This is a genomic window from Bradyrhizobium sp., assembly GCF_004799405.1.
Lineage (GTDB): Bacteria > Pseudomonadota > Alphaproteobacteria > Rhizobiales > Xanthobacteraceae > Bradyrhizobium.
The window spans coordinates 1-21424 of the sequence record NZ_SSMW01000046.1 but is presented as its reverse complement, the minus strand read 5'-3'; the positions used below and the strand labels follow the sequence as shown (position 1 = coordinate 21424).

The window sequence follows — 21424 nt, the reverse complement described above, 5'->3', positions numbered from 1 at the left end:
GCTGGTATCATTGATTTTAGGTGCCGGCGGCATGATTGAATGCTCGGTCAAAAACATATCAGAAACCGGCGCGGCCCGTGAAGTGAATGCGAATTGCCGTTTGTTTTATCGGAACGGTGCCGAGTCTGAGCCGTTGTCACGATGTTCCCATGAAAGGAAACAACATGACGAACCAAAACCGACAACCCGGCCAGCAGAATCAAGCACCGGGTCAGAAGCCAAGTCACCAGCAAGGCGGCGGTCAGAAACCCGGCCAGCAGAGCCAGACTCCCGGCAAGGATGCCAAAAATCCCAAAGAGCCCCACGACCAACGAAGCGAAAGCGATACGTAACTAATAGAGACGGCCCGCTTCGGCGGGCCGTCTTGAAGCCTCCGCCGCGTTGCGCCCTGCCACCGCCGACGAGTGATTGAATAAGGGCGCGACTTCCGGGTTTGGCACGTTTGAGACATGCCGACGGGTACTGAAAATGTCTGCTAGTTGGGAAACCCAACTTCTAGACCTAGCGGCGCTAACAAATCCCGTTGTTCAGTCCAGAAGATTTCGCCACTCTTCCGTGCGACTGATTGCGCGAGACCAAACCTCAGAGGCAGTCTCGGAGTCAGCATCAAGGCTTTTGGACAGCGCACAAATGGCAAGCCATGCATCCGCCTGCACCACCTCAACCTCGCGAGGTTGTTTGCCGTTGTTCTGGGTTTTGGTTCTGAGCGCACGAATCAAATCGGCCGCAGCCGAGCGCGGCTTTTGTCTCGCGTCCAGTAAAGTCACATAGCTGCTTTCGGCTGTTGAAAGGTCGACGTCCGCCATACCCAAACCTCAACACCGTCGAGTGAAGAATTCGTCAGACGATTAGATGCAACTCTCAGGCCGAGTGATCAACTATCTTAGGCGTGCCTCGATGTTCACTTGATATGCGCCGCGCGATCGACAAAACGACCCACAGAGAAACAATCCCAACCCAAATCCACATGACTGACGAGATCATCGTTTCCTCCTTGTTTGGAGGATTTCTGAAACCCTCCGACTATACACTAAGTCATCAAACTTTAAAGATCGGATGATATATGGACGACATTCGAGTGGATTTGCTCGCTGCATATTAAGCACGCCCGCTTCGTGACGTTCACCAGGTCGAACCGTCAGGGTCAGAGCCGATGAGCCCGTGGTTATTGCTAAGGCGCTGAGCATCGCTCAATCGAAATTAATCGCACAATGGGGACGCGAAGCGGATCATCACGGATCCCGTGCCAGCTCCCGTTTTCCCACTGCGCGCGTCTAGCTATCAAACATGCGCTCGCCCACGATCGCGCAATGCCTCAATTCCGCCGGCCACGCAACACGCCGTTCCCGCGCGCTCTTCGTTCCGCGGCTGACGAGATCAACCGGTTCGCCCTGATCGATTAACCCGTTTCACGGACACCGCCACGTCAGCGGTCTCGCTTGTCGCAGGCACCGATCCGAGGAGGCCGATCGACATGGTATTAGACTTCACCGGGGTCGAATGCTATGGCCTGCGCCGCGACGGGAAGGCCTCTTGCGCGCTCGGTTTTGCCGGGCAAATGGGGCAGGATGGGGCTTGGTGCGTCCAGGGCCGTCCTGGGCTGTTTTGGCGCGTTGTGGAGTGAACATGGCGGTTGCGGATTCAAAGCGGCGCGTTGCGCTCCTCACCGGCGTCACCGGGCAGGACGGCGCCTACCTGGCTGAATATCTGCTCCGCCTTGGCTACACTGTCCATGGCGTCAAGCGGCGGTCGTCCTCGTTCAATACCGCGCGCATCGACCATCTCTATGAAGATCCCCATGCCGGCAATGTGCCGTTCCTGCTGCACTATGGCGACATGACGGATTCCACCAACCTGATCCGGCTGATTCAGCAGATCCAGCCGACCGAGATCTACAACCTCGCAGCCCAAAGCCACGTCGGCGTCAGCTTCGAAAGCCCGGAATACACCGCCAATGCCGATGCGATCGGGGTGCTGCGGCTGTTGGAAGCGATCCGGATTCTCGGCATGGAAAAACAGACCCGGTTCTACCAGGCGTCGACCTCGGAATTGTACGGCCTGGTTCGGGAGACCCCGCAGAAGGAAACCACGCCGTTCTATCCGCGCTCGCCTTACGGGGTTGCCAAGCTTTACGGCTACTGGATCACGGTCAACTACCGCGAGGCCTACGGCATGTTCGCCTCGAACGGCATCCTGTTCAATCATGAGAGCCCGGTTCGCGGCGAGACCTTCGTGACCCGCAAGATCACGCGCAGCGTCGCCCGTATCGAGACCGGTCTCGAAGACACGCTTTATCTTGGAAATCTCGAGGCGAAGCGCGACTGGGGGCATGCCAGGGATTATGTCGAGGGCATGCACAAGATATTGCAGGCGGACCAAGCGGAGGATTTCGTGCTGGCGACCGGCGAGACCCGTTCGGTGCGCCAATTCGTCGAGACGGCGTTCGCTGAAGTCGGCCGCACCATCGAGTGGCGCGGCAAGGGTATCGACGAGACCGGCGTTGATGCCAAGTCCGGCAAGGTCGTGGTCCGTATCGACCCGACTTACTTTCGTCCCACCGAAGTCGATGAACTGATCGGCGACGCCGGCAAGGCGCACCGGAAGCTTGGCTGGAAACCGAAAACCACATTCGCCCAACTGGTCCAGGAAATGGTGGCGGCCGATCTTGCGATCGCAAGACGGGAGGTTGCCAATGGCAGGAACCCCGTTTGAGCTGAAAGGCAAAACGGTCTTTGTTGCCGGGCACGCAGGGATGGTCGGCAGCTCGCTGGTGCGCCGACTGAAGCAGGAGCATGTCGAACTGCTCACGGCCAATCGGAGCGAAGTCGACCTGCGCGATCAGGCTGCGGTGAACGGCTGGTTCGCCGACAAGCGGCCGCAGGTGGTCTTCATGGCGGCGGCCAAGGTCGGCGGCATCGTCGCCAACAACACGCTGCGCGGCGATTTCATCTACGACAATCTCGTCGTCGCGACCAATGTGATCCATGCGGCGCATGTCAACGGCACGGAAAAGCTGATGTTCCTCGGCTCCTCCTGCGTCTATCCAAAACTGGCGCCGCAGCCGCTGCGGGAAGAATCCCTGCTGACGGGACCGCTTGAGCCGACCAACGAGCCGTATGCAGTCGCCAAGATCGCCGGTGTTAAATTGGTCGAAGCCTATCGCAGCCAGTACGGTTCGGACTTCATCAGCGTGATGCCGACCAATCTGTACGGACCGGGAGATAATTATCATCCGGAATACAGTCATGTGGTTGCGGCGCTGATCCGCAGGTTTCATCAGGCAAAAGCATCCGACGCCGCCGAGGTGGTAGTGTGGGGCACCGGAACGCCGCGCCGGGAATTCATGTATGTCGACGATCTTGCGGACGCCTGCATCCACTTGATGAAAAATTATTCCAGCGGCGAGCTGGTCAATATCGGCACCGGCAGGGACATCACCATCGCCGAATTCGCCCGCGTGGTCGCAGCCACGGTCGGATATGCCGGCAAGATCAGCTTCGACACCTCACGGCCCGACGGCACGCCGCGCAAACTGCTCGACGTCGGCCGTCTCGCCGGACTGGGCTGGCGCGCACGCACCTCGCTGGAGGATGGCATCAGGCTCGCCTATCAGGCGTATTTGAACGAATCGAAATGATCCCTGGCAGGGCTAACTTGGCAGGACTAAATTGCCACTCCCCAGCCGCGCATAGTCTGCAGGATCCAGTCGCGATAGATCGTCAGCGGCGTCACCCCGGTAAGGCCGCCGCAGCCGGCTGAATTGTGCGCGCCGGTTGACCAGCTCACGACACCGATGATGACGGCGCGGTCATCCTGATCCTGGAACACCGGCGCGCCGGAATCGCCGGTGCAGGCGCCGAGCCCGTCGCGGGCGTTGTTGGTCGCAGGGTCCACCAGGCGCAGTTGAAGCCGGCCGGGCTGGCCTGTTGCCACAAGCGACGCGGCGCGAATGGTGCCGATGCCCTCATCGCCTCCCGAACGGGTGACACCGATACCGGCAATCGTGAAACGCGCGCCCGGTGGAACCGGGTCACTCAGCGTGCCGAGCGAAGCGGGTGTCTTCGACGGTACGGCAGACGGCAACAGCAGCAGGGCGACGTCCGCCGTGGCGCGATGCGCCAGCATGGTCTGCAGATTGAATTGAGGATGGTTTACGGCTTTCTGCGCGGTGAGCAGGCGAGGCGGCTGCGTCGTGTAGTCGAGCACGCGATACGTCGTTTGGGGCGCGATGCAGTGGCCCGCGGTCAGCACCACGTTGGGGGCGATCAACGAACCGCTGCAGACGGTCCCGCGCGATCCGATGATGGTGACGACCGAGCTTGCGATGGTGTCGGGGTCGGCCCGGCCGCCGCCCACGATGGCTGGTGCCGGCGTAGGCAAGCCAAGTGTGGCCGCCAGCAGGGCGGCGGACAATCGCAGGGGCGGCATCGTCATTTATGCGCCATGCGCGGCACGGTCTTGCCGAGTGCCGCCGCCATCGCCGATATCAACGGTTTCATGAAGAAGGCGTCGTTGGCGGGATAGATATCGGTGCGCAGGCCGTGTGATTTCAACTCGTCCGATACGACGGGCCCAACCGAGGCAATCGGCGTGCGCGTCAGGCCGTCGCGCAAGCGCGCTTCGCATCCATGCGCCTGTGCGACCTCGATCAGGCGGCGAACCTGCCTGGAACTGGTCAGGGCGATGGCGTCGATGTGGCCTTGCGCCATCTCGTCGATCGCGGTGACGATGTTGGCGTCGGCGGCCTGCGCGTCGTAGATGTAGGGCAGCACGGTATCGACCTTCGCGCCCTGCGCGGTGATGGCGCCGATCAGTGCGTCGTGATCCTTGTCCGGATAAAGCTGCAAACCCACCCGATGACCTCCGAGGTCGACGCGCGCGAGCATCTCGGCGATGCCTTCGGAGGTCGGCTTCTCCGTGGTGACATCGGCTTCAAGCCCGATCTCGCGCAACGCCCGTCCGGGCTTCGGACCGCGGGCGAATTTTCGCGCTTTGCCGACGGCGGCGATGAATTTCTGTTCGAGCCCGGTCCGCCGCGCGACTTTCATCAGCCGGCGCAGGCCTTCGCCGGTCATCAGCACGAGGTCGTCGCATGGCTTGGCGATAAAGCGGCGGATCCAGGCCTCGATCGGCGCGGAGTCGGGGGCGTCATGGATGGTGAACATCGGGCATTGCAGTACATCGGCACCCTGTTCGGCCAGCAGCCGCGAAAATTGGGCTTCCTCGCGCGTTTCCAGGATCAGGATGCGGTAGCCGCTTAGTCTCTCAGCCATGGGTTTGATCCTGTGCGGATCGCCTGTTGTTGGGTCATCTTGAACTGGGCGCCGGGATTGGCGCAAGGGCCGCGATCGAGGGCCGCGGTATCGATGCGTGCTGGCGCTCGATGGGTCATGGAGCAGAGCCGGTTGGCGGCGCGCCGTTCTAGTGCACGGCGTCAAGCTCCGACGATGAGGGCTGGACGGTCTGCTCGTGGGGTTTTGCCGATGGCCGGACCTTCTCTTCCTTGGGGGGAGCCGGTTCGAGCCGCTTGCGTTCCTGCTCCTGCATGTACTCGTCGTATTTGGCCGTGCCGCGGCGGGGTGGGGCGTCCGCCGGCAGGCCGCCGGCCCATTGGGGGACCGCATCGCTCAACCCGGCTGCGAGTTTCTCGTTGATGGTCGCACAGCCGCCCAGGCCACACGCCATGAGCGTGACGGCGATGAGAGGGGTAAGGCGGGGGACGGGGTGTCGCATGGGCGGCTGGCTTTAACGGCCTCGGATAGAAGGCGTTTCCGTGGCCGATAGTAGCCTTCATTGGTAAAATCGTTTTACCCGCCGGGCGGCGAAGCCTTGGCATTACAGTATCATGATACCATATTTTCGTATGACTGCCTTCGCCCCCGCTGCGAAGCGGGCAATCCCATCGTCGCGATTGACAACTTCGCTTGCATAAGACGCGATGCCGCGCCGATACACGGCCGAAAAATCCGGGCTATGGTGCCGGCAAGAGCCGGACAACGGCTCCAGAAACCGACCAAAGGGAGTGGTACGTTCATGCGGACAAAATTTTCGCTGTTGCAGGCCGTTGCCGGTGTCGCGCTGGGCGTGGTCGCCCTTGCCCCGGCCCAGGCGCAAGAGAGCGTCAAGATCGGCCTGATCCTGCCGATGACCGGAGGTCAAGCCTCGACCGGCAAGCAGATCGACAATGCCATCAAGCTCTACATGCAGCAGAACGGCGATAGCGTCGCCGGCAGGAAGATCGAAGTCATCCTGAAGGACGACGCCGCGGTTCCCGACAACACCAAACGGCTCGCGCAGGAACTGATCGTCAACGACAAGGTCAATTTCATCGCCGGCTTCGGCGTCACCCCGGCGGCCCTGGCGGCCGCGCCGCTGGCGACCGAGGCCAAGATACCGGAAATCGTGATGGCGGCGGGCACCTCGATCATCACCGAGCGTTCGCCCTATATCGTGCGCACCAGCTTCACGCTGGCGCAGTCCTCCACCATCATCGGCGACTGGGCCGTCAAGAACGGCATCAAGAAGGTCGCGACGCTGACCTCCGACTATGCGCCCGGCAACGATGCGCTGAAATTCTTCAAGGAGCATTTTGCGGCCGGCGGCGGCGAGATCGTCGAGGAGGTCAAGGTGCCGCTGGCCAATCCCGATTTCGCGCCATTCCTGCAGCGGATGAAGGATTCCAAGCCCGACGCCATGTTCGTGTTCGTGCCGGCGGGGCAGGGCGGCAATTTCATGAAGCAATATGCCGAGCGCGGGCTCGACAAGGCGGGCATCAAGGTGATCGGCCCCGGCGACGTGATGGATGACGACGTCCTGAACGGCATGGGCGATGCGGCGCTCGGCACCGTCACCGCTCACCTGTATTCCGCCGCGCATCCCTCGCAAATGAACAAGGACTTCGTCGCGGCCTACAAGAAGGCCTTCAGCAACCGGCCCGGCTTCATGGCGGTCAGCGGCTATGACGGTATCCACCTGATCTACCAGGCCCTCAAAAAGACCGGCGGCAAAACCGACGGTGACGCGCTGATCGAAGCCATGAAGGGGATGAAGTGGGAAAGCCCGCGCGGTCCGATCTCGATCGATCCGGAAACCCGCGACATCGTGCAGAACATCTACATCCGCAAGGTCGAAAAGGTCGACGGCGAGCTCTACAACGTCGAATTCCAGACCTTCGAGGCCGTCAAGGACGCCGGCAAGACCAAGAAGTGAGATTTGTGCCTGCGGCTGCCCCTCACCCCAACGCTCTCCCTGCAAGAGCGGGGAGAGGGAGCAGGGCGGCACTCGCAGTGCGAGTTTCGCTTCGCAAGAGAGTCGGATAGGAAGAGCGGCCTGCTCGTGCCAACCTCGCCCCGCCCTTGCGGGGAGAGGTCGGATCGCGCAGCGATCCGGGTGAGGGGCTCTTACTTAAAGTCGGCGAAGCCTACATGACCACGCTGTTCACCATCCTGTTCGACGGCGTCGCCTACGGGATGCTGCTGTTCGTGCTGGCCTGCGGGCTGGCGGTGACGCTGGGATTGATGAACTTCGTCAACCTCGCCCATGGCGCGTTCGCCATGACCGGCGGCTATGTCTGTGCGGTTCTGGTCAATCAATCCGGCTGGCCGTTCTTTGCGGCGCTGCCGCTGGCGTTTGTCAGTAGCGCCTTGATCGGCGTGGTGCTGGAGCGCTCGCTCTATCGTCATCTCTATCATCGTAGCCATCTCGATCAGGTGCTGTTCAGCGTCGGCCTCGTCTTCATGTCGGTGGCGGCGGTCGACTACATCATGGGATCGTCGCGGATTTTCATCAAGCTGCCGGCGGCGCTCGAAGGCCAGATCGATTTCTTCGGCGTCGGCATCGGGCGTTACCGGCTGATGATCATCGTGATCTGCGGATTGTTGACGGCGGGACTTCAACTGGTGCTGGCGCGCACCAGATTTGGCAGCCGGTTGCGGGCCGCAGTGGACGATCCGCGCGCCGCCAGCGGGCTCGGCATCAACGTCCCGCAGGTTTTCGCATTCACCTTTGCGTTCGGCTGCGGTCTTGCCGGATTGGGCGGTGCGCTGAGTGCGGAGATTCTCGGGCTCGATCCGTATTTTCCGCTGAAATTCATGATCTATTTCCTGATCGTGGTGACCGTCGGCGGCTCCTCCAGCATCACCGGCCCGTTCCTCGCTTCGCTGCTGCTCGGCATCGGCGACGTCGCCGGCAAATATTACGTGCCGAAGATGGGCCCGTTCGTGATCTACACCATCATGATCGTGATCCTGATCTGGCGTCCGAACGGCCTGTTCGGCCGCACGGCTGCCCGTTGAGCGCGGCCATGAGCGCGGTATCGGACGTATCCAGCCACGCGCGGCGGCACGCGCGCTGGCGCGGGAGCGAGATCGCGTTCTGGATCCTGGTGCTGGCTTGCGGATTCCTGTTTCCGTCTCGCTATCTCATCATGACGGAAGTGCTGCGGCTGGGGTTGTTTGCGCTGTCGCTCGACCTGATCCTCGGCTACGCCGGGATCGTATCGCTCGGCCATGCCGCGTTCTTCGGCGTCGGCGCCTATTGCGCCGGCCTGTTGGCGTTGCATGGCATCGTGACCGAGCCCGTGGCGGCGCTGCTGGTTGCAGGCCTGGTCGCCGCCGCGGTTGGGTTTCTCACCAGCTTCCTGGTGATAAGGGGCGCCGACCTGACCCGGCTGATGGTGACGCTGGGGATCGCCCTGTTGCTGGAAGCGCTGGCGGAACGATTTTCCGACGTCACCGGCGGCAGCGACGGGCTGCAGGGCATCGAGATGCAGCCGATCCTGGGCCTGTTCGCCTTCGACATGTTCGGCAAGGCCGGCTTTTTCTACTCGCTCGTCGTGTTGTTCGTGCTGTTCCTGCTGGCGCGGCGGATCGTGCACTCGCCGTTCGGCCTGTCGTTGCGCGCGATCAGAAACAATCCGCTGCGCGCCTCGGCCATCGGTATCCCGATCAACCGGCGGCTGATCGCGGTTTACACGCTCTCCGCCTTCTATGCCGGAATCGCCGGCGCACTGTCCACCCAGACCATGGCGCTGGCGTCGCTCGATGTGTTCTCGTTCGAGCGGTCGGCCGATCTGATGCTGGTGCTGGTGATCGGAGGCACCGGCTATCTCTACGGCGGATTGATCGGCGCCCTGGTGTTCAAGATGCTGCAGGAGTTTTTCTCCAGCCTCACGCCGCAATACTGGCAGTTCTGGATCGGCCTCGTGCTGGTGGTGATCGTGCTGATCGGCCGCCAGCGCCTGCATCGCTGGGCGCTGTGGATACCGAACCTGATCATCCGCCAGCTCAGCGGGCGAAAAGCCGTGATCGCCATTCCCGAGGGTGAGGCGCCATGACAATAGCGCTGGAGACCAGAGGGCTTGAAAAGCAGTTCGGCGGGCTCAAAGTCACCCGCGACCTGTCGCTCCGGATCGAGCAAGGCGCCCGCCACGCGCTGATCGGCCCGAACGGCGCCGGCAAGACCACGGTCATCAATCTTCTGACCGGCGTGCTCAAGCCCAATGCCGGGCGCATTCTGCTCGAGGGTAGCGACATCACAGATCTGGCCGTGCACAAGCGGGTACTTCGCGGCCTGTCGCGCACGTTCCAGATCAACCAGCTCTATCCCGACCTGACGCCGCTCGAGACCATCGGGCTTGCGGTGTCGGAACGGCTCGGCCGCGGCGGCGACTGGTGGCGCCGGATGGGTACGCGCGACGACGTCAACGGCGAGATCGCGGAGAACCTGGCGCGCTTCCGTCTGCTCGACGTCATGAACGAACTGACTGCGACGCTGCCTTACGGCAAGCAGCGCCTGCTGGAGATCGCGGTCGCCATCGCCGCCAGGCCGCGCGTGCTGCTGCTCGACGAGCCCGCCGCCGGCGTTCCCGAAAGCGAACGCCACGATATCCTTGCCGCCGTCGCGGCATTGCCGCGCGACGTCACGGTCTTGCTGATCGAGCACGACATGGATCTGGTTTTCAGCTTCGCCGACCGCATCTCGGTGCTGGTGAACGGCGCGATGCTGGTCGAGGGCGCGCCGGAGGCCGTGGCGCACGATCCGCGGGTCAAAACGGTCTATCTCGGCGAGGCCGCCGATGCCTGACTTGTTGCGCATCGAGGGCCTGCGTGCCGGCTACGGCGAGGCGGTGGTGCTGCCGGATATGTCGCTGCGCCTTGCGGAAAGCCAGGTGTTGGCGCTGCTCGGGCGCAACGGCACCGGCAAGACCACGCTGATCAACTCGATCGTCGGGGTTACTCGCCGTTTCGGCGGCTCGATCACCCTTGGCGGACAGGACATCACGCCGATGCGGCCGGACCAGCGGGCGCGGGCGGGGATCGGCTGGGTGCCGCAGGAGCGCAACATCTTCCGCTCGCTGACGGTGGAGGAAAACATGACCGCGGTGGCGCAGCCGGGACCGTGGACGGTGGCGAAGGTCTACGAGATGTTCCCCCGGTTGAAGGAGCGCCGCAACAACTTCGGCAACCAGCTCTCCGGCGGCGAACAGCAGATGCTGGCGATCGGCCGCGCGCTGACGCTCAATCCCAGGGTGCTGCTGCTGGACGAGCCGACCGAGGGGCTCGCCCCGATCATCGTGGAGGAACTGCTCAAGGCGCTCGGGGTCATCACCCGCGCCGGCGGCATCTGCTCCATCATTGTCGAGCAGAATGCACAAAAGATTCTGGGGCTGGCCGACCGCGTTGTGATATTGGAGCGCGGCGCGATCGTCCATGACGCGGCGAGCGCTGCCCTGAAAACCGACCCCGCAGTCCTTGAGCGCTTTCTCGGCGTCTCCGGTGCCGCGGCTCATTAATTCTCGGGAGTGATACCATGCGGCGAACCAAAGCCCCCTTCCGCGCCGACGAGGTCGGCAGCCTGTTGCGGCCGCCGCGCATCAAGGAGGCGCGCGCCAGGCAGGAGAAAGGCGAGATATCGGCCGACGATCTGCGCAAGATCGAGGACGTCGAGATCGAAAAGGTGGTGCACAAGCAGGCCTCGATCGGCCTGAAACTCGCCACCGACGGCGAATTCCGCCGCTCGTGGTGGCATTTCGATTTCCTGAAGGACCTCACCGGCTGCGAATTGTTTCACCCCGAGGAGGGTATCCAGTTCGCGGGCATCCAGACCCGGCACGACGCCATCCGCGTGATCGGCAAGCTCGATTTCCCGGCCCGTCATCCGATGCTGGATCATTTCCGCTTCCTGAAGAAACATGCCGATACCGCCCATGTCATGCCCAAGATGACGATTCCGTCGCCGGCGGTGCTGCATTTCCGCGGTGGCCGCAAGTCGATCTCGAAAGAGGTCTATCCCGATCTCGACGCATTCTTCGAGGATCTCGGCAAGACCTATCGCAAGGCGGTCAAGGCGTTTTATGACGCCGGCTGCCGCTATCTGCAGTTCGACGACACGGTCTGGGCCTACCTCTGTTCGCAAGATGAATTGAAAAAGGCCCGCGAGCGTGGCGACAATCCCGATGGCCTGCAGGAGATCTACGCCCGCGTCATCAATTATGCGATCGCCGAGCGGCCGGCCGACATGACGGTCACGACGCATGTCTGCCGCGGCAATTTCCGCTCTACCTGGATTTCGTCCGGCGGCTATGAGCCGGTGGCGGAGACCATGCTCGGCGTCACCAATTACGACGGCTATTTCCTGGAATACGATTCCGAACGCGCCGGCGGCTTCGAGCCGCTGCGATATCTGCCGAAGGGCAACAAGATCGTGGTGGTCGGCGTCATCACCTCAAAGAGCGGAGCGCTGGAGAAAAAGGACGACATCAAGCGGCGGCTGGAAGAAGCCTCCAGATTCGCGCCGCTGGATCAGCTTGCGGTGTCGCCGCAATGCGGCTTTGCCTCCACTGAAGAAGGCAACATCCTCACCGAGGAAGAGCAGTGGGCGAAACTCAAGCTCGCGGTCGATGTCGCCAACGAGGTGTGGGGCAGTTAGAGTTTGGAGGTAGAGTTTCTTCTGCCTCTGCTCGCTCTTGCGGGGAGGGGCGGGCATGACGGGAAGTCCCGACGCCATCATCATCGGGGCTGGCCCGGTGGGACGCCGACGCAAGATTCAGCCCGCCGTGCCGGGCATTTCCCAGGGTGGGCAGATGGTGGTAGGACACCCCTGCCGTTCGCCGCTGCCCACCGCATCGGCCCAAATTCTTGCCCGATGAAAAACGACCAAATCCTCAGCCAGATCTCCGAATATTGCCGTCAGGCCGATATGGCGGAGACGACCTTTGGCCGGCGCGCGGTCAATGACGGCAAGCTGGTGCATCGCCTGCGCGAGGGCAAACGAATCACAATCGATACCCTCGACCGTATCCAGGCCTACATCGCCGCCTCGATGCCGGGCGGGTTGCCGCCGCCGCGCGGGCTTGAGGTTCCGCCCGAGAAGCGCGACCCCCGCGGCAATTTCCGGTTTTTCGAGAACCGGCAGAAATACCTGCTGTTCGTCCATACCTGCAGCGAAAAGCGGGTGATTGCCGAGCGGGTGGCGCTGGAACTCGGCAGCATCCACCCCCGGCCGCCGGCGCTTCGGGTATTCGATGCCGGGGTCGGCGACGGCACCGTGCTGGCACGGGTCATGCGGTCGATGCACGGCCGCTTCCCCCATGTGCCGTTCTATATCGCGGGCAAGGAACTCAGCCTTGAGGATGTCAGGTTGACCTTGGACAAGGTGCCTGACCGGCTGTTTGAGCATCCAGCGACCGTTTTTGTGCTCACCAACATGTATTACGCCGAGGCGCCCTGGCTGACGCCGTCGTCGCCGGCTGCGGCTGCGGGGATGATCTGGCACGAGGTGGCGCTGCGGGGGGCGTCCTCGGGCGAGTTCGAGGCACAGATCGCCGAATTGGGGCCGTTTCTGGAGCAGAACTGGCGGGCCAACGTCAGTCCGCGCTCGGGCATGCCGGTCTATGAGCGCCCGGTCGCCATCGTGCTGTACCGGGAGGACCAGCGGTTCCTGCTGGATTCGATCATTCCGCGGGCCGGCCGGTCCGAGGCCAACTTCGACCTGATCATCGCTTCCCAGCCTTATCGGGCCAAATCCTCGGTGAATTTTCGCGCCAAACGCATCATTGCGCCGCTGGCGCGGGCGCTGCGGGCCGGGGGCCGTTTGATAGGAATTCACTCGCACGGGCAGGATCCCGGCATCGAAATTATTCAGGCGGTATGGCCCGGAGAAAATCCTTTCTCCGTAAGCCGTCATGAGCTATTGCGCGCGGTGAAATACGAGCTCGGTTCGGCCGGGCGCGACCTTAACTTTAATGCCTATGCCGATAACCGTTCGATCTTCCGTTATGATATGGAAGCGCTGCCCAATGAGGTCACCGGCTCGATCGGAAGCTCGACGGCCTTTGCAGCATGGAACGCGGCGGTGTATGTCGCACAAATCGAAGACGACCGGTTGACGGAAATGACCCAGAGCGGCCGTTATCTCGATGCCGCCAGAGAGGTTCTGCGCAAGCATAACGGGCTCTGGTTCTACGACGAATCCTACGTCATCTCGCGCCGTCGCGACTGACATTTCAGGACACAGCAGGAAGGGACCGCCGAGGTCCGGCGGAAAAGGGGTTGGTTGATGCGCGCGTCTTCTCTGTTCACTAGCGAATCGGTTTCCGAAGGCCATCCGGACAAGGTTTCGGACCAGATCTCCGATGCGATCCTAGACGCCTTCATCGAGAAGGACGTCAAGCTCGGCATCGCCGACGACAGCCTGGTCAATACCCGTCTCGGCTGCGAGACGCTTTGCACCACCAACAAGATCGTGATCGCCGGCGAAGGCCGCGGCCAGTTGTTCCGGATGATCCATGGCGTCTCGGTGGTCGATCGCGAATTGATCAGCGAAATCGCCCGCGGCGTGGTCAAGGATATCGGCTACGACCAGAACGGTTTCTCCTATCACGGCGCCGACATCGAGGTCCTGCTGCACGGCCAGTCGCCCGACATCGCGATGGGCGTCGACGCCAAGAAAAAGAAGAGCGGCGAGGAAGAAGGCGCCGGCGACCAGGGCATGATGTTCGGCTTCGCCTGCAACGAAAGCGAGGTCTACGAGAAGGGCTCCTACATGCCGGCCCCGATCTACTTCGCGCACAAAATCCTGAAAGTGCTGTCCGAGAAGCGCCGCAACGGCCAGCTGTTCGACCTGCAGCCCGATGCCAAGAGCCAGGTGACCGTGAAATATGTCGACGGCAAGCCGGTCGGCTGCACCAAGGTCGTGGTCTCGACCCAGCACAACGAGAGAAGCCGCAACGGCAAGAAATATTCACCCGGCCTTATCAAGGAGATGATCTCGACCGCGGTCGAGTCGGCGTTGCCGAAGGGCTGGATGCCGCAAAAACCCTCCGACTTCCTGGTCAATCCGACCGGCAACTTTGTGGTCGGCGGTCCCGACGGCGACTGCGGTCTCACCGGCCGCAAGATCATCGTCGATACCTATGGCGGCTATGCGCCGCATGGCGGCGGTGCGTTCTCCGGCAAGGACCCGACCAAGGTCGATCGCTCGGCCGCCTATGCGGCGCGCTATCTCGCCAAGAACGTGGTGGCGGCGGGCTTTGCCGATCGCTGCACCATCCAGGTCGCATACGCGATCGGCGTCGCCGATCCGATGTCTTTGCTGGTGGACACCCACGGCACGGGCAAGGTCGACGAGAAGAAGCTCGAAAAGGTGCTGCCGGAAATCTTCCGGCTGACCCCGACCAACATCCGCCGCTCGCTAAGGCTGAATCGGCCGATCTATCGCCGCACGGCGGCCTATGGCCACTTCGGCCGCGCGCCGGACAAGGACGGCGGCTTCTCGTGGGAAAAGACCGATCTTGCCGACGCGCTGAGGCGCGCGATGTGATTTCACGACGTCATTCCGGGATGCGCCGCAAGGCGCAGGCCCGGAATCTCGAACTTCTGGATTCCGGGTTCGCTTCGCGCCCCGGAATGACTGCACAGGAACAGGAAAAGATCACATGACCGCCACCGCCAAGAAGCCGGCCTTTACCGACTATATCGTCAAGGACATCTCGCTGGCCGAATTTGGCCGCAAGGAAATCTCGCTGGCCGAGACCGAGATGCCAGGCTTGATGGCGACGCGCGAGGAATATGGCTCGACGCAGCCGTTGAAGGGCGCGCGCATCGCGGGCTCGCTGCATATGACGATCCAGACCGCGGTGCTGATCGAGACCCTGGCAGCACTCGGCGCCGACATCCGCTGGGTCTCCTGCAACATCTATTCGACGCAGGACCACGCCGCGGCCGCGATCGCGGCCGCCGGAATTCCGGTGTTCGCGGTCAAGGGCGAAAGCCTTGCCGAATACTGGGACTACACCGCAAAGCTGTTCGACTGGCACGGCGGCGGCACGCCCAACATGATCCTGGATGACGGCGGCGACGCCACCATGCTGGTGCATCACGGCCTGCGCGCCGAGAACGGCGACACCATCTTCCTCGACCAGCCCAACAGCGACGAAGAGCAGGTGTTTTTCGCGCTGATCAAGCGCCTGCTGAAGGAAAAGCCGAAGGGATACTTCGCCGAGATCGCCAGGAACATCAAAGGCGTCTCCGAAGAGACCACCACCGGCGTGCACCGGCTCTACACCATGGAGAAGGAAGGCAAGCTGTTGTTCCCGGCGATCAACGTCAACGACAGCGTGACCAAGTCGAAATTCGACAATCTCTATGGCTGCCGCGAGTCGCTGGTCGACGGCATCCGCCGCGGCACCGACGTGATGATGTCCGGCAAGGTGGCGATGGTCGCGGGCTTCGGCGATGTCGGCAAGGGTTCGGCGGCGTCATTGCGCCAGGCCGGCTGCCGCGTGATGGTGTCGGAGGTCGATCCGATCTGCGCGCTGCAGGCGGCGATGGAAGGCTATGAAGTCGTCACCATGGAAGATGCCGCGCCCCGCGCCGATATTTTCGTCACCGCCACCGGCAACAAGGACATCATCACCATCGAGCACATGCGCGCGATGAAGGACCGCGCCATCGTCTGCAACATCGGCCACTTCGACAACGAGATCCAGATCGCGCATCTGAAGAACTTGAAGTGGAACAACATCAAGCCGCAGGTCGACGAGATCGAATTCCCCGACGGCAAGCGGATGATCCTGTTGTCGGAAGGCCGCCTGGTGAATCTCGGCAACGCCATGGGGCATCCGAGCTTCGTGATGTCGGCTTCCTTCACCAACCAGACGCTGGCGCAGATCGAATTGTTCGCCAATAACAAGGGCGGCAAGTACGAGAAGAAGGTCTACGTGCTGCCGAAGTCGCTGGATGAGAAGGTGGCGCGGCTGCATCTAGCCAAGATCGGCGTGAAATTGACCAAGCTGCGGCCGGATCAGGCGGAATACATCGGGGTGAAGCCGGACGGCCCGTACAAAGCGGACCATTACCGGTATTGATGCCGTTGCGAGCGCGGCCAGGCGACCCAAGTTTGCGGGCTAGCGAAATTCTGCTTGCGCATCGCTGATTGCAGGGTTCGATCCCGGAGGTTGTAACCGGTCGACCTTTGTCGCGGGCCTTCGAGAGCCTCGTCGGTCGAATTTGGGAACGTGATGGCGCACATAATATTCGCGGACCAGACCGGCCGTTACGATGGAAGAGACCTCGAGCGCAGGCCGTTGGGCGGGACCGAATCCAGCGTCATCAGGTGCGCGCGCGAACTGGCAAGGCGCGGTCATCGGGTCGAGGTATATTCCAACTGTCCATCGCCGGTATCGGATTATGGGGTGCTCTGGCGGCCGCTCGGAGAGGACAGACCCGAGAGCTGCGATCTTTTCATTGCCTGCCATCAACCTGAACTGTTCGGCTTCGTTCGCAAGCCACGCCGTCGCGCCGTCTGGGTGCTGTGGCCCGTGAGTCAGCTAAGGCACTACAAGCGGATATGGCGTTCGTGGTGGTATCGGCCCATTCCAATACTTATGGCTTTGTACCAGGCCCGAACCTACTCGCCGTTTTTGCCTCGATGGAAACCTCTTATCGTGCTTCCGCTCGGCCTGCCCGATGACATCAGAGGATACCCGGCGCTGGATGAGGCGCCCGCCCGGCGGGCGATATTTGCGTCAAACCCGCAGCGCAACCTGCGGCATCTGGTCGAGATCTGGGCAAGGCTGATATTGCCGCGTGTTCCAGATGCCGTTCTCGACGTGTACGGTGTCCACGGTCTCGCTCCCGATCAGGATGCATGGGCTGCCTGGGAGGGCCGGCTCCTCCCATCCGGCCTTGCGCCCGAGGTGAAGGCATCAGTCGCGATTCATCCATCGCAAAGCCGATCGCAACTGAAGCAGGCCATGCGTCGCTCGAGAGTGATGCTGTATCTGGGACACAAGGCGGAAGCGTTCTGCCTGTCGGTAGCGGAGGCCCAAGCCCTGGGCGTTCCCGCGGTTGTTAGTTCAGCCAGCGTGTTGCCGGAACGCGTTATCGATAATGTGACAGGCTTTGTGCGGGACGATGATCAGGAGTTTGCCGATGCCGCCGTGGCGTTGCTTGGCGACGATGCGCTTTGGCGCAACCAGCACGAGGCAGCTCTTCGCTACCAGCAGGGCATAGACTGGTCGGAATACGCCGGGCGCCTGGAGAGCCTCCTGCTTGGAGACATGGAGCCCATCTACCGCTCGGTGCTGGCGCTTCCGCCCGTTCAGCCGGAATCGCACGACGAGCCCGAGAAGTCGCCTTAGCCACGACAGACGGCCCGAAAGTGCGGCCAGGCGCTACCACGGATCACAAAAACAGGTGGTCCAGCGTCTTGGACAATTCCCAATAGCTTCTGGCGCGAAGTGCGCCATTCCGCAGATGCGCGCGGACGTCGTCGGCCACGCTCGCATAGTTGTCGATACAGTGCCGAAGGATGGCGATGATGTCGTCTCCACTGGCCGCCGCCAGCGTCGGCACGGCGAGGTCCGAATTCACGAAAGGCACCGCGCTGCTGTAGATGGGTATGATTCCGGAGCCAAGATAATCCACCAGCTTGATATCGGACTTGGCGTCGAAATAACGCTGTTGGTCCGGCGGCAGGGTTGTCGGCAAGGGAGCAATCGCCAGCGCGCCTGCGTGAAATCTCAGAAATTCCCGATAGGAACGAAAATCGAGATGGGGCACGAGGCGGACTTTATCGAATAGGGCATCGATGCCCTGCTCGAAGGTGCCGATCAGAATGACCTCGTGGTCCATCTTGTTGGCCAGCGCGGCGAGATTCTCGACGAAGTACGGGCTCTCCCGCGAAAAAAGCGGAATGTAGCCCGACGTCCAGATGATCTGCTGCTTCGGCCTCGATGGGATGGCAAATTCGCCGTCCGCGCATCCGTTTTTCAGGATCAGGGCGTCGCCGGAAAATGCAGCAATGTCCTGGCGCAGCGACCGGGCCAATTCCTCACTTGGCGTCGTCACGGCTTTTGCCAGTTCGATACAGCGCGTCATCCGCGTCAATGTCCGCTGCCGCGTTTTCATGACATAGCGGGGTGGAGAGCTCAGCAGGTCATCCAGGTCGTAGACGATCGGGTTCGACGCATGCCGGTTCAGGAACCGGAACTGGGCTGTTGAAACGTTGCGCTGGCACCAGATATGGGTGAAATCGAAACTCCGCGGCGGCCCCATCGGATTCATGTTCCGGTCCACCGCGACATAGTCGGCGATGATGCCCCGGGCCTGCAGCGCATCGAGATAAGGACGCAGCCTGATATCGCCGATCGACGGATCGGAATAGAGCGCCAGCACTTTCGGCGGCGCCCCCGGTCTGTGGTGGAAAATTTTCGATTTGAAAAAGAGCATTGATGTCCCTGAGCAATACTGCTGACGGCAATCGTGACCCGTTCAGGTGCCGCAGCGGCGCAGAATGCCGATCGGGCCTTCAGGGCCCCTGATAAGGAAGGCGGAGAAACCGTCGAAAGCGCCGAGCGCCGTCACGTCGCTGAAATACGCCTGCAAGCGGCTCGCATTCGGGCACGACGAGACGAACAGCAACGGTTGGGCGGCCGACTGGCTCAGCGGGTGCGCCCTGTCGAACGATGGGTTATCGACAGTCCCCCACGAAAGAATTTGGAAGGGTTGGTCGCGCAGATAATATCGCAAGATTGCGAACTTTCCGCGATCGTCGATCACCACGCCTGCGGCACCCAGGCTGGTCGCAAGATGCCCTATGCGATCGGCATAGTCGTGCAATCCTATGGTGTGGCGATAAGGGTTGCGCTGGACGAACGGCAGCGATAACCGCGTCGCTATGGAATCGGTGGTCAACAGCATGCCCTGCATCGCCACACCGAGCACGATGCTCGCGCGCAGCCAAAACAGCCGTCCCTGACGCAACAGCAGCCCGGCGGTGAGGATCAGGCCGGAGATGGCGGAGACAGATGCCCAATTCGCGTAGGCATGAACCACGCTCGAAACCAGGGTGATCAACACGAGGGGAGTGATGAAAAACGCAACCATCACCCGATCCTCTTCCTTCAGGTCGGTCGAGCCCAGCTTTGCCGTCGCGATAATCATCGTCGCAAAGACGACGGGCCCGAACACCCCGAATTGCGACACTATAAAATCCAGAATCCTGACGATGCTGGGCTTGAACTGCTCGCCGAGAACCAGGTTCCCGGTGTGATGGAACGTCGCGAAATCGTTCTGCGCGTTCCAGATCACGTTCGGCGCGACCACGATCGCCGCGACCGCCATGGCGAGCCATATCGCGGATGTCTTCAGCAGATTCCGCGCGGAGGGGCTGGCCAGCGCGGCGAGAAACATTCCCGGAATGAAATAAATCATCGCGTATTTCGACAGCAAGCCGAGTCCGATCGAAACGCCCAGCACCACCGCCCAGGCCTTGTCGGCTTTCCTGAGCAGATGACTGTACGCCAAAAGCGCGAGCGTCCAGAAAAACAGCAGCGGGACGTCCGTCGACATGATGCGGGCCGAGAAAACGATTCCGGTCGTCAGCGCCGTCAGCAGCGCCGCCCAAAATCCGGTTCGCTCGTCGTAGAAATTGCGCGCGGCAAAGTAGGCCGTCAGGCTGGTTGCGAAATAGAGGATCGGCGCGGGCGAGCGGACACACCATTCCGCGTCGCCGCACACCTGCGAAGTCAACCCCAGCAGCCAGGCGAGCAGCGGCGGCTTGGTGTAGTATCCGAAAGCCAGGTCCCGGCTCCAGGACCAGTACTGGGCCTCGTCGTCAAACAGGTCGACCACGGACAGGGTCAAGCCCGCCAGACGCACGCAGGTCAGCAATGCGAGAATAACCACGAGCAGGGAAAGGTGCGACTTGCGATCGGGAAGATCGGGGCTTTCGAAGCGCGGCACGTGGCGTGGTTCCTGTCGTTGGGCGATTGCGGCCAGACCCGCATGTGCTTTGCAGGCGGCATGGGTATATCCATGCTCACGGTGGCGGCAATATGTGCTGTTGCTCGAACGCCTCGATGACCTGCTTGGCAGTGGTCGAAATGCCGTTTCCGCCAAACGTCAGGATCGGGCCGCTGCCTACCGGGCCAGTGAGGGAGGGTTGCGTCGACACGAAAATCGCGGCCAGCGGCACCCCGCACGCTGCCGCAAGCTGAAGTAGTCCGGTGTCGACGCCGATCGCAACGGACGCCGCGGCGATTGTCCTCGCGAGAACGTCGATCGATTGGAGGTCCAGGATGCGGGCGCCGGGAATCTGCTCCGAAAGGGAACGGCAACGCGCGTGCTCACGCTCGTTTGCCCATGGCAACAGAACTTCGAGGCCCTGGCCCGCCAGCCATTGCCCAATCTCGATCCACTCCGTGTCCTTCCATTCCTTGTCGGCGCGGGACGTGCCGTGGAACAGAAGCGCGTAGCGCGACCGCTTGGCAGGCGCCAGTCCGTTCAGCCCGCAATCGACAGCCCAATCCGGGCTATAGCCGAGACTCAATCCGGTGAGCGTGCGGTTCCGCGTTACCGCGTGCAGGTTGCGCGAGACCCGATGGGTGACGTCGTAAAAGAACGCCGCCGGCGATTCCCGAATGCTGAAGCGATCATATCCGTGGCGGACACCGCCGCTTGTTCTGGCGATCAGCGCCGACCGCAGCAGACCCTGGGTATCGATGACGATCTGTGCACCGATCGCGCGAACCCGGGCCTTGAAAGCCGAAATCTCGCGCCAGGTCGCGCGCTGCAATAGCCGATGCCGCCAGCGCCGCGTGGCTACCGGGATCACCTCGTCGACCCCGGGATGAAGGCGTGCCAGCGGCACAAACGCTTCCTCGATGATCCAGCTTATCCGGGCGTCGGGGTTTTGCCGACGGGCATCCGTAATAGCGGGCAATTGATGCACGACATCGCCGAGAGAGGAGGTTTTGACGAAAAGAATGTTATGCATGAATAAAGGAAAGCTCGTGGTCATTGTCGCAAAAATGCGAGTAGCTTCCGCGCCTCGGCGGTATGAAGTTTAACCCGCTGCGCGGCAGCTTCCAATCTCGTCCACCCAACATGCAGAGCGGATCAGCGTATATCATAGTTTTGCC

At 62.0% G+C, this 21424-nt stretch carries 19 protein-coding genes; 12 read left to right on the top strand and 7 right to left on the bottom strand.

Annotated elements, in window-relative coordinates; genetic code table 11:
- Positions 1-527: 527 nt before the first annotated feature.
- Entirely contained in the window at positions 528-806 is a 279-nt protein-coding gene (locus E7813_RS08155; protein WP_291572635.1) for a hypothetical protein, read from the bottom strand.
- Between the two features lie 820 nt (positions 807-1626).
- On the opposite strand from E7813_RS08155, the gene gmd reads away from it, so the two are divergent.
- Positions 1627-2712 carry a GDP-mannose 4,6-dehydratase gene (gene gmd / locus E7813_RS08150; protein ID WP_291572634.1) on the top strand — a complete coding sequence of 362 codons (1086 nt, stop codon included), beginning with the start codon at positions 1627-1629 and terminating at the stop codon, positions 2710-2712.
- Positions 2693-3637 carry a GDP-L-fucose synthase gene (locus tag E7813_RS08145; protein ID WP_291572632.1) on the top strand — a complete coding sequence of 315 codons (945 nt, stop codon included), beginning with the start codon at positions 2693-2695 and terminating at the stop codon, positions 3635-3637. The genes gmd and E7813_RS08145 overlap by 20 nt, the downstream gene beginning before the upstream one ends.
- Before the next feature lie 26 nt (positions 3638-3663).
- Here E7813_RS08145 and E7813_RS08140 read toward each other — a convergent pair whose 3' ends face one another.
- The 3 genes from E7813_RS08140 to E7813_RS08130 all read right to left on the bottom strand — a co-directional run bounded on the left by E7813_RS08140 (position 3664) and on the right by E7813_RS08130 (position 5685).
- The gene (locus tag E7813_RS08140; protein ID WP_363331160.1) at positions 3664-4434 is read right to left on the bottom strand and encodes a trypsin-like serine protease; all 771 of its coding nucleotides are present in this window, start codon (positions 4432-4434) and stop codon (positions 3664-3666) included.
- A complete protein-coding gene (locus E7813_RS08135) occupies positions 4431-5273 on the bottom strand; it encodes a uroporphyrinogen-III synthase (protein WP_291572630.1) in 843 nt (280 codons plus the stop codon). Before E7813_RS08135 ends, E7813_RS08140 begins: the two co-directional genes overlap by 4 nt.
- A gap of 148 nt (positions 5274-5421) precedes the next feature.
- The gene (locus tag E7813_RS08130) at positions 5422-5685 is read right to left on the bottom strand and encodes a hypothetical protein (RefSeq protein WP_291572628.1); all 264 of its coding nucleotides are present in this window, start codon (positions 5683-5685) and stop codon (positions 5422-5424) included.
- 348 nt (positions 5686-6033) lie between these two features.
- Here E7813_RS08130 and E7813_RS08125 point away from each other — a divergent pair, with 348 nt between their 5' ends.
- The 10 genes from E7813_RS08125 to E7813_RS08080 all read left to right on the top strand — a co-directional run bounded on the left by E7813_RS08125 (position 6034) and on the right by E7813_RS08080 (position 17641).
- The gene (locus tag E7813_RS08125; RefSeq protein WP_291572626.1) at positions 6034-7209 is read left to right on the top strand and encodes an ABC transporter substrate-binding protein; all 1176 of its coding nucleotides are present in this window, start codon (positions 6034-6036) and stop codon (positions 7207-7209) included.
- A 215-nt stretch (positions 7210-7424) separates the two neighbouring features.
- On the top strand, positions 7425-8294 hold the full coding sequence (locus E7813_RS08120; RefSeq protein ID WP_291572624.1) for a branched-chain amino acid ABC transporter permease: 870 nt from the start codon (positions 7425-7427) through the stop codon (positions 8292-8294).
- An 8-nt stretch (positions 8295-8302) separates the two neighbouring features.
- Entirely contained in the window at positions 8303-9334 is a 1032-nt protein-coding gene (locus tag E7813_RS08115; protein WP_291572622.1) for a branched-chain amino acid ABC transporter permease, read from the top strand.
- The gene (locus E7813_RS08110) at positions 9331-10083 is read left to right on the top strand and encodes an ABC transporter ATP-binding protein (protein WP_291572620.1); all 753 of its coding nucleotides are present in this window, start codon (positions 9331-9333) and stop codon (positions 10081-10083) included. Before E7813_RS08115 ends, E7813_RS08110 begins: the two co-directional genes overlap by 4 nt.
- Positions 10076-10792 carry an ABC transporter ATP-binding protein gene (locus E7813_RS08105; protein ID WP_291572618.1) on the top strand — a complete coding sequence of 239 codons (717 nt, stop codon included), beginning with the start codon at positions 10076-10078 and terminating at the stop codon, positions 10790-10792. Before E7813_RS08110 ends, E7813_RS08105 begins: the two co-directional genes overlap by 8 nt.
- A 17-nt stretch (positions 10793-10809) precedes the next feature.
- Positions 10810-11928 carry a cobalamin-independent methionine synthase II family protein gene (locus tag E7813_RS08100; RefSeq protein ID WP_291572616.1) on the top strand — a complete coding sequence of 373 codons (1119 nt, stop codon included), beginning with the start codon at positions 10810-10812 and terminating at the stop codon, positions 11926-11928.
- Between the two features lie 216 nt (positions 11929-12144).
- The gene (locus E7813_RS08095; RefSeq protein ID WP_291572614.1) at positions 12145-13500 is read left to right on the top strand and encodes a hypothetical protein; all 1356 of its coding nucleotides are present in this window, start codon (positions 12145-12147) and stop codon (positions 13498-13500) included.
- A 57-nt stretch (positions 13501-13557) separates the two neighbouring features.
- Positions 13558-14820 carry a methionine adenosyltransferase gene (gene metK / locus E7813_RS08090; protein ID WP_291572613.1) on the top strand — a complete coding sequence of 421 codons (1263 nt, stop codon included), beginning with the start codon at positions 13558-13560 and terminating at the stop codon, positions 14818-14820.
- A 115-nt stretch (positions 14821-14935) separates the two neighbouring features.
- Entirely contained in the window at positions 14936-16366 is a 1431-nt protein-coding gene (ahcY, locus tag E7813_RS08085) for an adenosylhomocysteinase (protein WP_291572612.1), read from the top strand.
- Between the two features lie 579 nt (positions 16367-16945).
- Positions 16946-17641, top strand: a complete 696-nt coding sequence (locus tag E7813_RS08080; RefSeq protein WP_291572610.1) for a glycosyltransferase — start codon at positions 16946-16948, stop codon at positions 17639-17641.
- A 43-nt stretch (positions 17642-17684) separates the two neighbouring features.
- Here E7813_RS08080 and E7813_RS08075 read toward each other — a convergent pair whose 3' ends face one another.
- The 3 genes from E7813_RS08075 to waaC all read right to left on the bottom strand — a co-directional run bounded on the left by E7813_RS08075 (position 17685) and on the right by waaC (position 21279).
- Positions 17685-18731 (bottom strand): hypothetical protein, encoded by a 1047-nt coding sequence (locus E7813_RS08075; protein ID WP_291572608.1) that lies wholly within the window; start codon positions 18729-18731, stop codon positions 17685-17687.
- A 42-nt stretch (positions 18732-18773) separates the two neighbouring features.
- Positions 18774-20246: a glycosyltransferase family 39 protein gene (locus tag E7813_RS08070; RefSeq protein WP_291572606.1), complete on the bottom strand. Its 1473-nt coding sequence runs from the start codon at positions 20244-20246 to the stop codon at positions 18774-18776.
- A gap of 76 nt (positions 20247-20322) precedes the next feature.
- A complete protein-coding gene (waaC, locus tag E7813_RS08065) occupies positions 20323-21279 on the bottom strand; it encodes a lipopolysaccharide heptosyltransferase I (RefSeq protein ID WP_291572604.1) in 957 nt (318 codons plus the stop codon).
- Positions 21280-21424 lie beyond the last annotated feature (145 nt).

Coding starts and splice junctions, on each gene's coding strand:
- E7813_RS08155 (WP_291572635.1), bottom strand. CDS start 806: ATGGCGGACGTCGACCTTTCAACAGCCGAAAGCAGCTATGTGACTTTA.
- gmd (WP_291572634.1), top strand. CDS start 1,627: ATGGCGGTTGCGGATTCAAAGCGGCGCGTTGCGCTCCTCACCGGCGTC.
- E7813_RS08145 (WP_291572632.1), top strand. CDS start 2,693: ATGGCAGGAACCCCGTTTGAGCTGAAAGGCAAAACGGTCTTTGTTGCC.
- E7813_RS08140 (WP_363331160.1), bottom strand. CDS start 4,434: ATGACGATGCCGCCCCTGCGATTGTCCGCCGCCCTGCTGGCGGCCACA.
- E7813_RS08135 (WP_291572630.1), bottom strand. CDS start 5,273: ATGGCTGAGAGACTAAGCGGCTACCGCATCCTGATCCTGGAAACGCGC.
- E7813_RS08130 (WP_291572628.1), bottom strand. CDS start 5,685: ATGGCGTGTGGCCTGGGCGGCTGTGCGACCATCAACGAGAAACTCGCA.
- E7813_RS08125 (WP_291572626.1), top strand. CDS start 6,034: ATGCGGACAAAATTTTCGCTGTTGCAGGCCGTTGCCGGTGTCGCGCTG.
- E7813_RS08120 (WP_291572624.1), top strand. CDS start 7,425: ATGACCACGCTGTTCACCATCCTGTTCGACGGCGTCGCCTACGGGATG.
- E7813_RS08115 (WP_291572622.1), top strand. CDS start 8,303: ATGAGCGCGGTATCGGACGTATCCAGCCACGCGCGGCGGCACGCGCGC.
- E7813_RS08110 (WP_291572620.1), top strand. CDS start 9,331: ATGACAATAGCGCTGGAGACCAGAGGGCTTGAAAAGCAGTTCGGCGGG.
- E7813_RS08105 (WP_291572618.1), top strand. CDS start 10,076: ATGCCTGACTTGTTGCGCATCGAGGGCCTGCGTGCCGGCTACGGCGAG.
- E7813_RS08100 (WP_291572616.1), top strand. CDS start 10,810: ATGCGGCGAACCAAAGCCCCCTTCCGCGCCGACGAGGTCGGCAGCCTG.
- E7813_RS08095 (WP_291572614.1), top strand. CDS start 12,145: ATGAAAAACGACCAAATCCTCAGCCAGATCTCCGAATATTGCCGTCAG.
- metK (WP_291572613.1), top strand. CDS start 13,558: ATGCGCGCGTCTTCTCTGTTCACTAGCGAATCGGTTTCCGAAGGCCAT.
- ahcY (WP_291572612.1), top strand. CDS start 14,936: ATGACCGCCACCGCCAAGAAGCCGGCCTTTACCGACTATATCGTCAAG.
- E7813_RS08075 (WP_291572608.1), bottom strand. CDS start 18,731: ATGCTCTTTTTCAAATCGAAAATTTTCCACCACAGACCGGGGGCGCCG.
- waaC (WP_291572604.1), bottom strand. CDS start 21,279: ATGCATAACATTCTTTTCGTCAAAACCTCCTCTCTCGGCGATGTCGTG.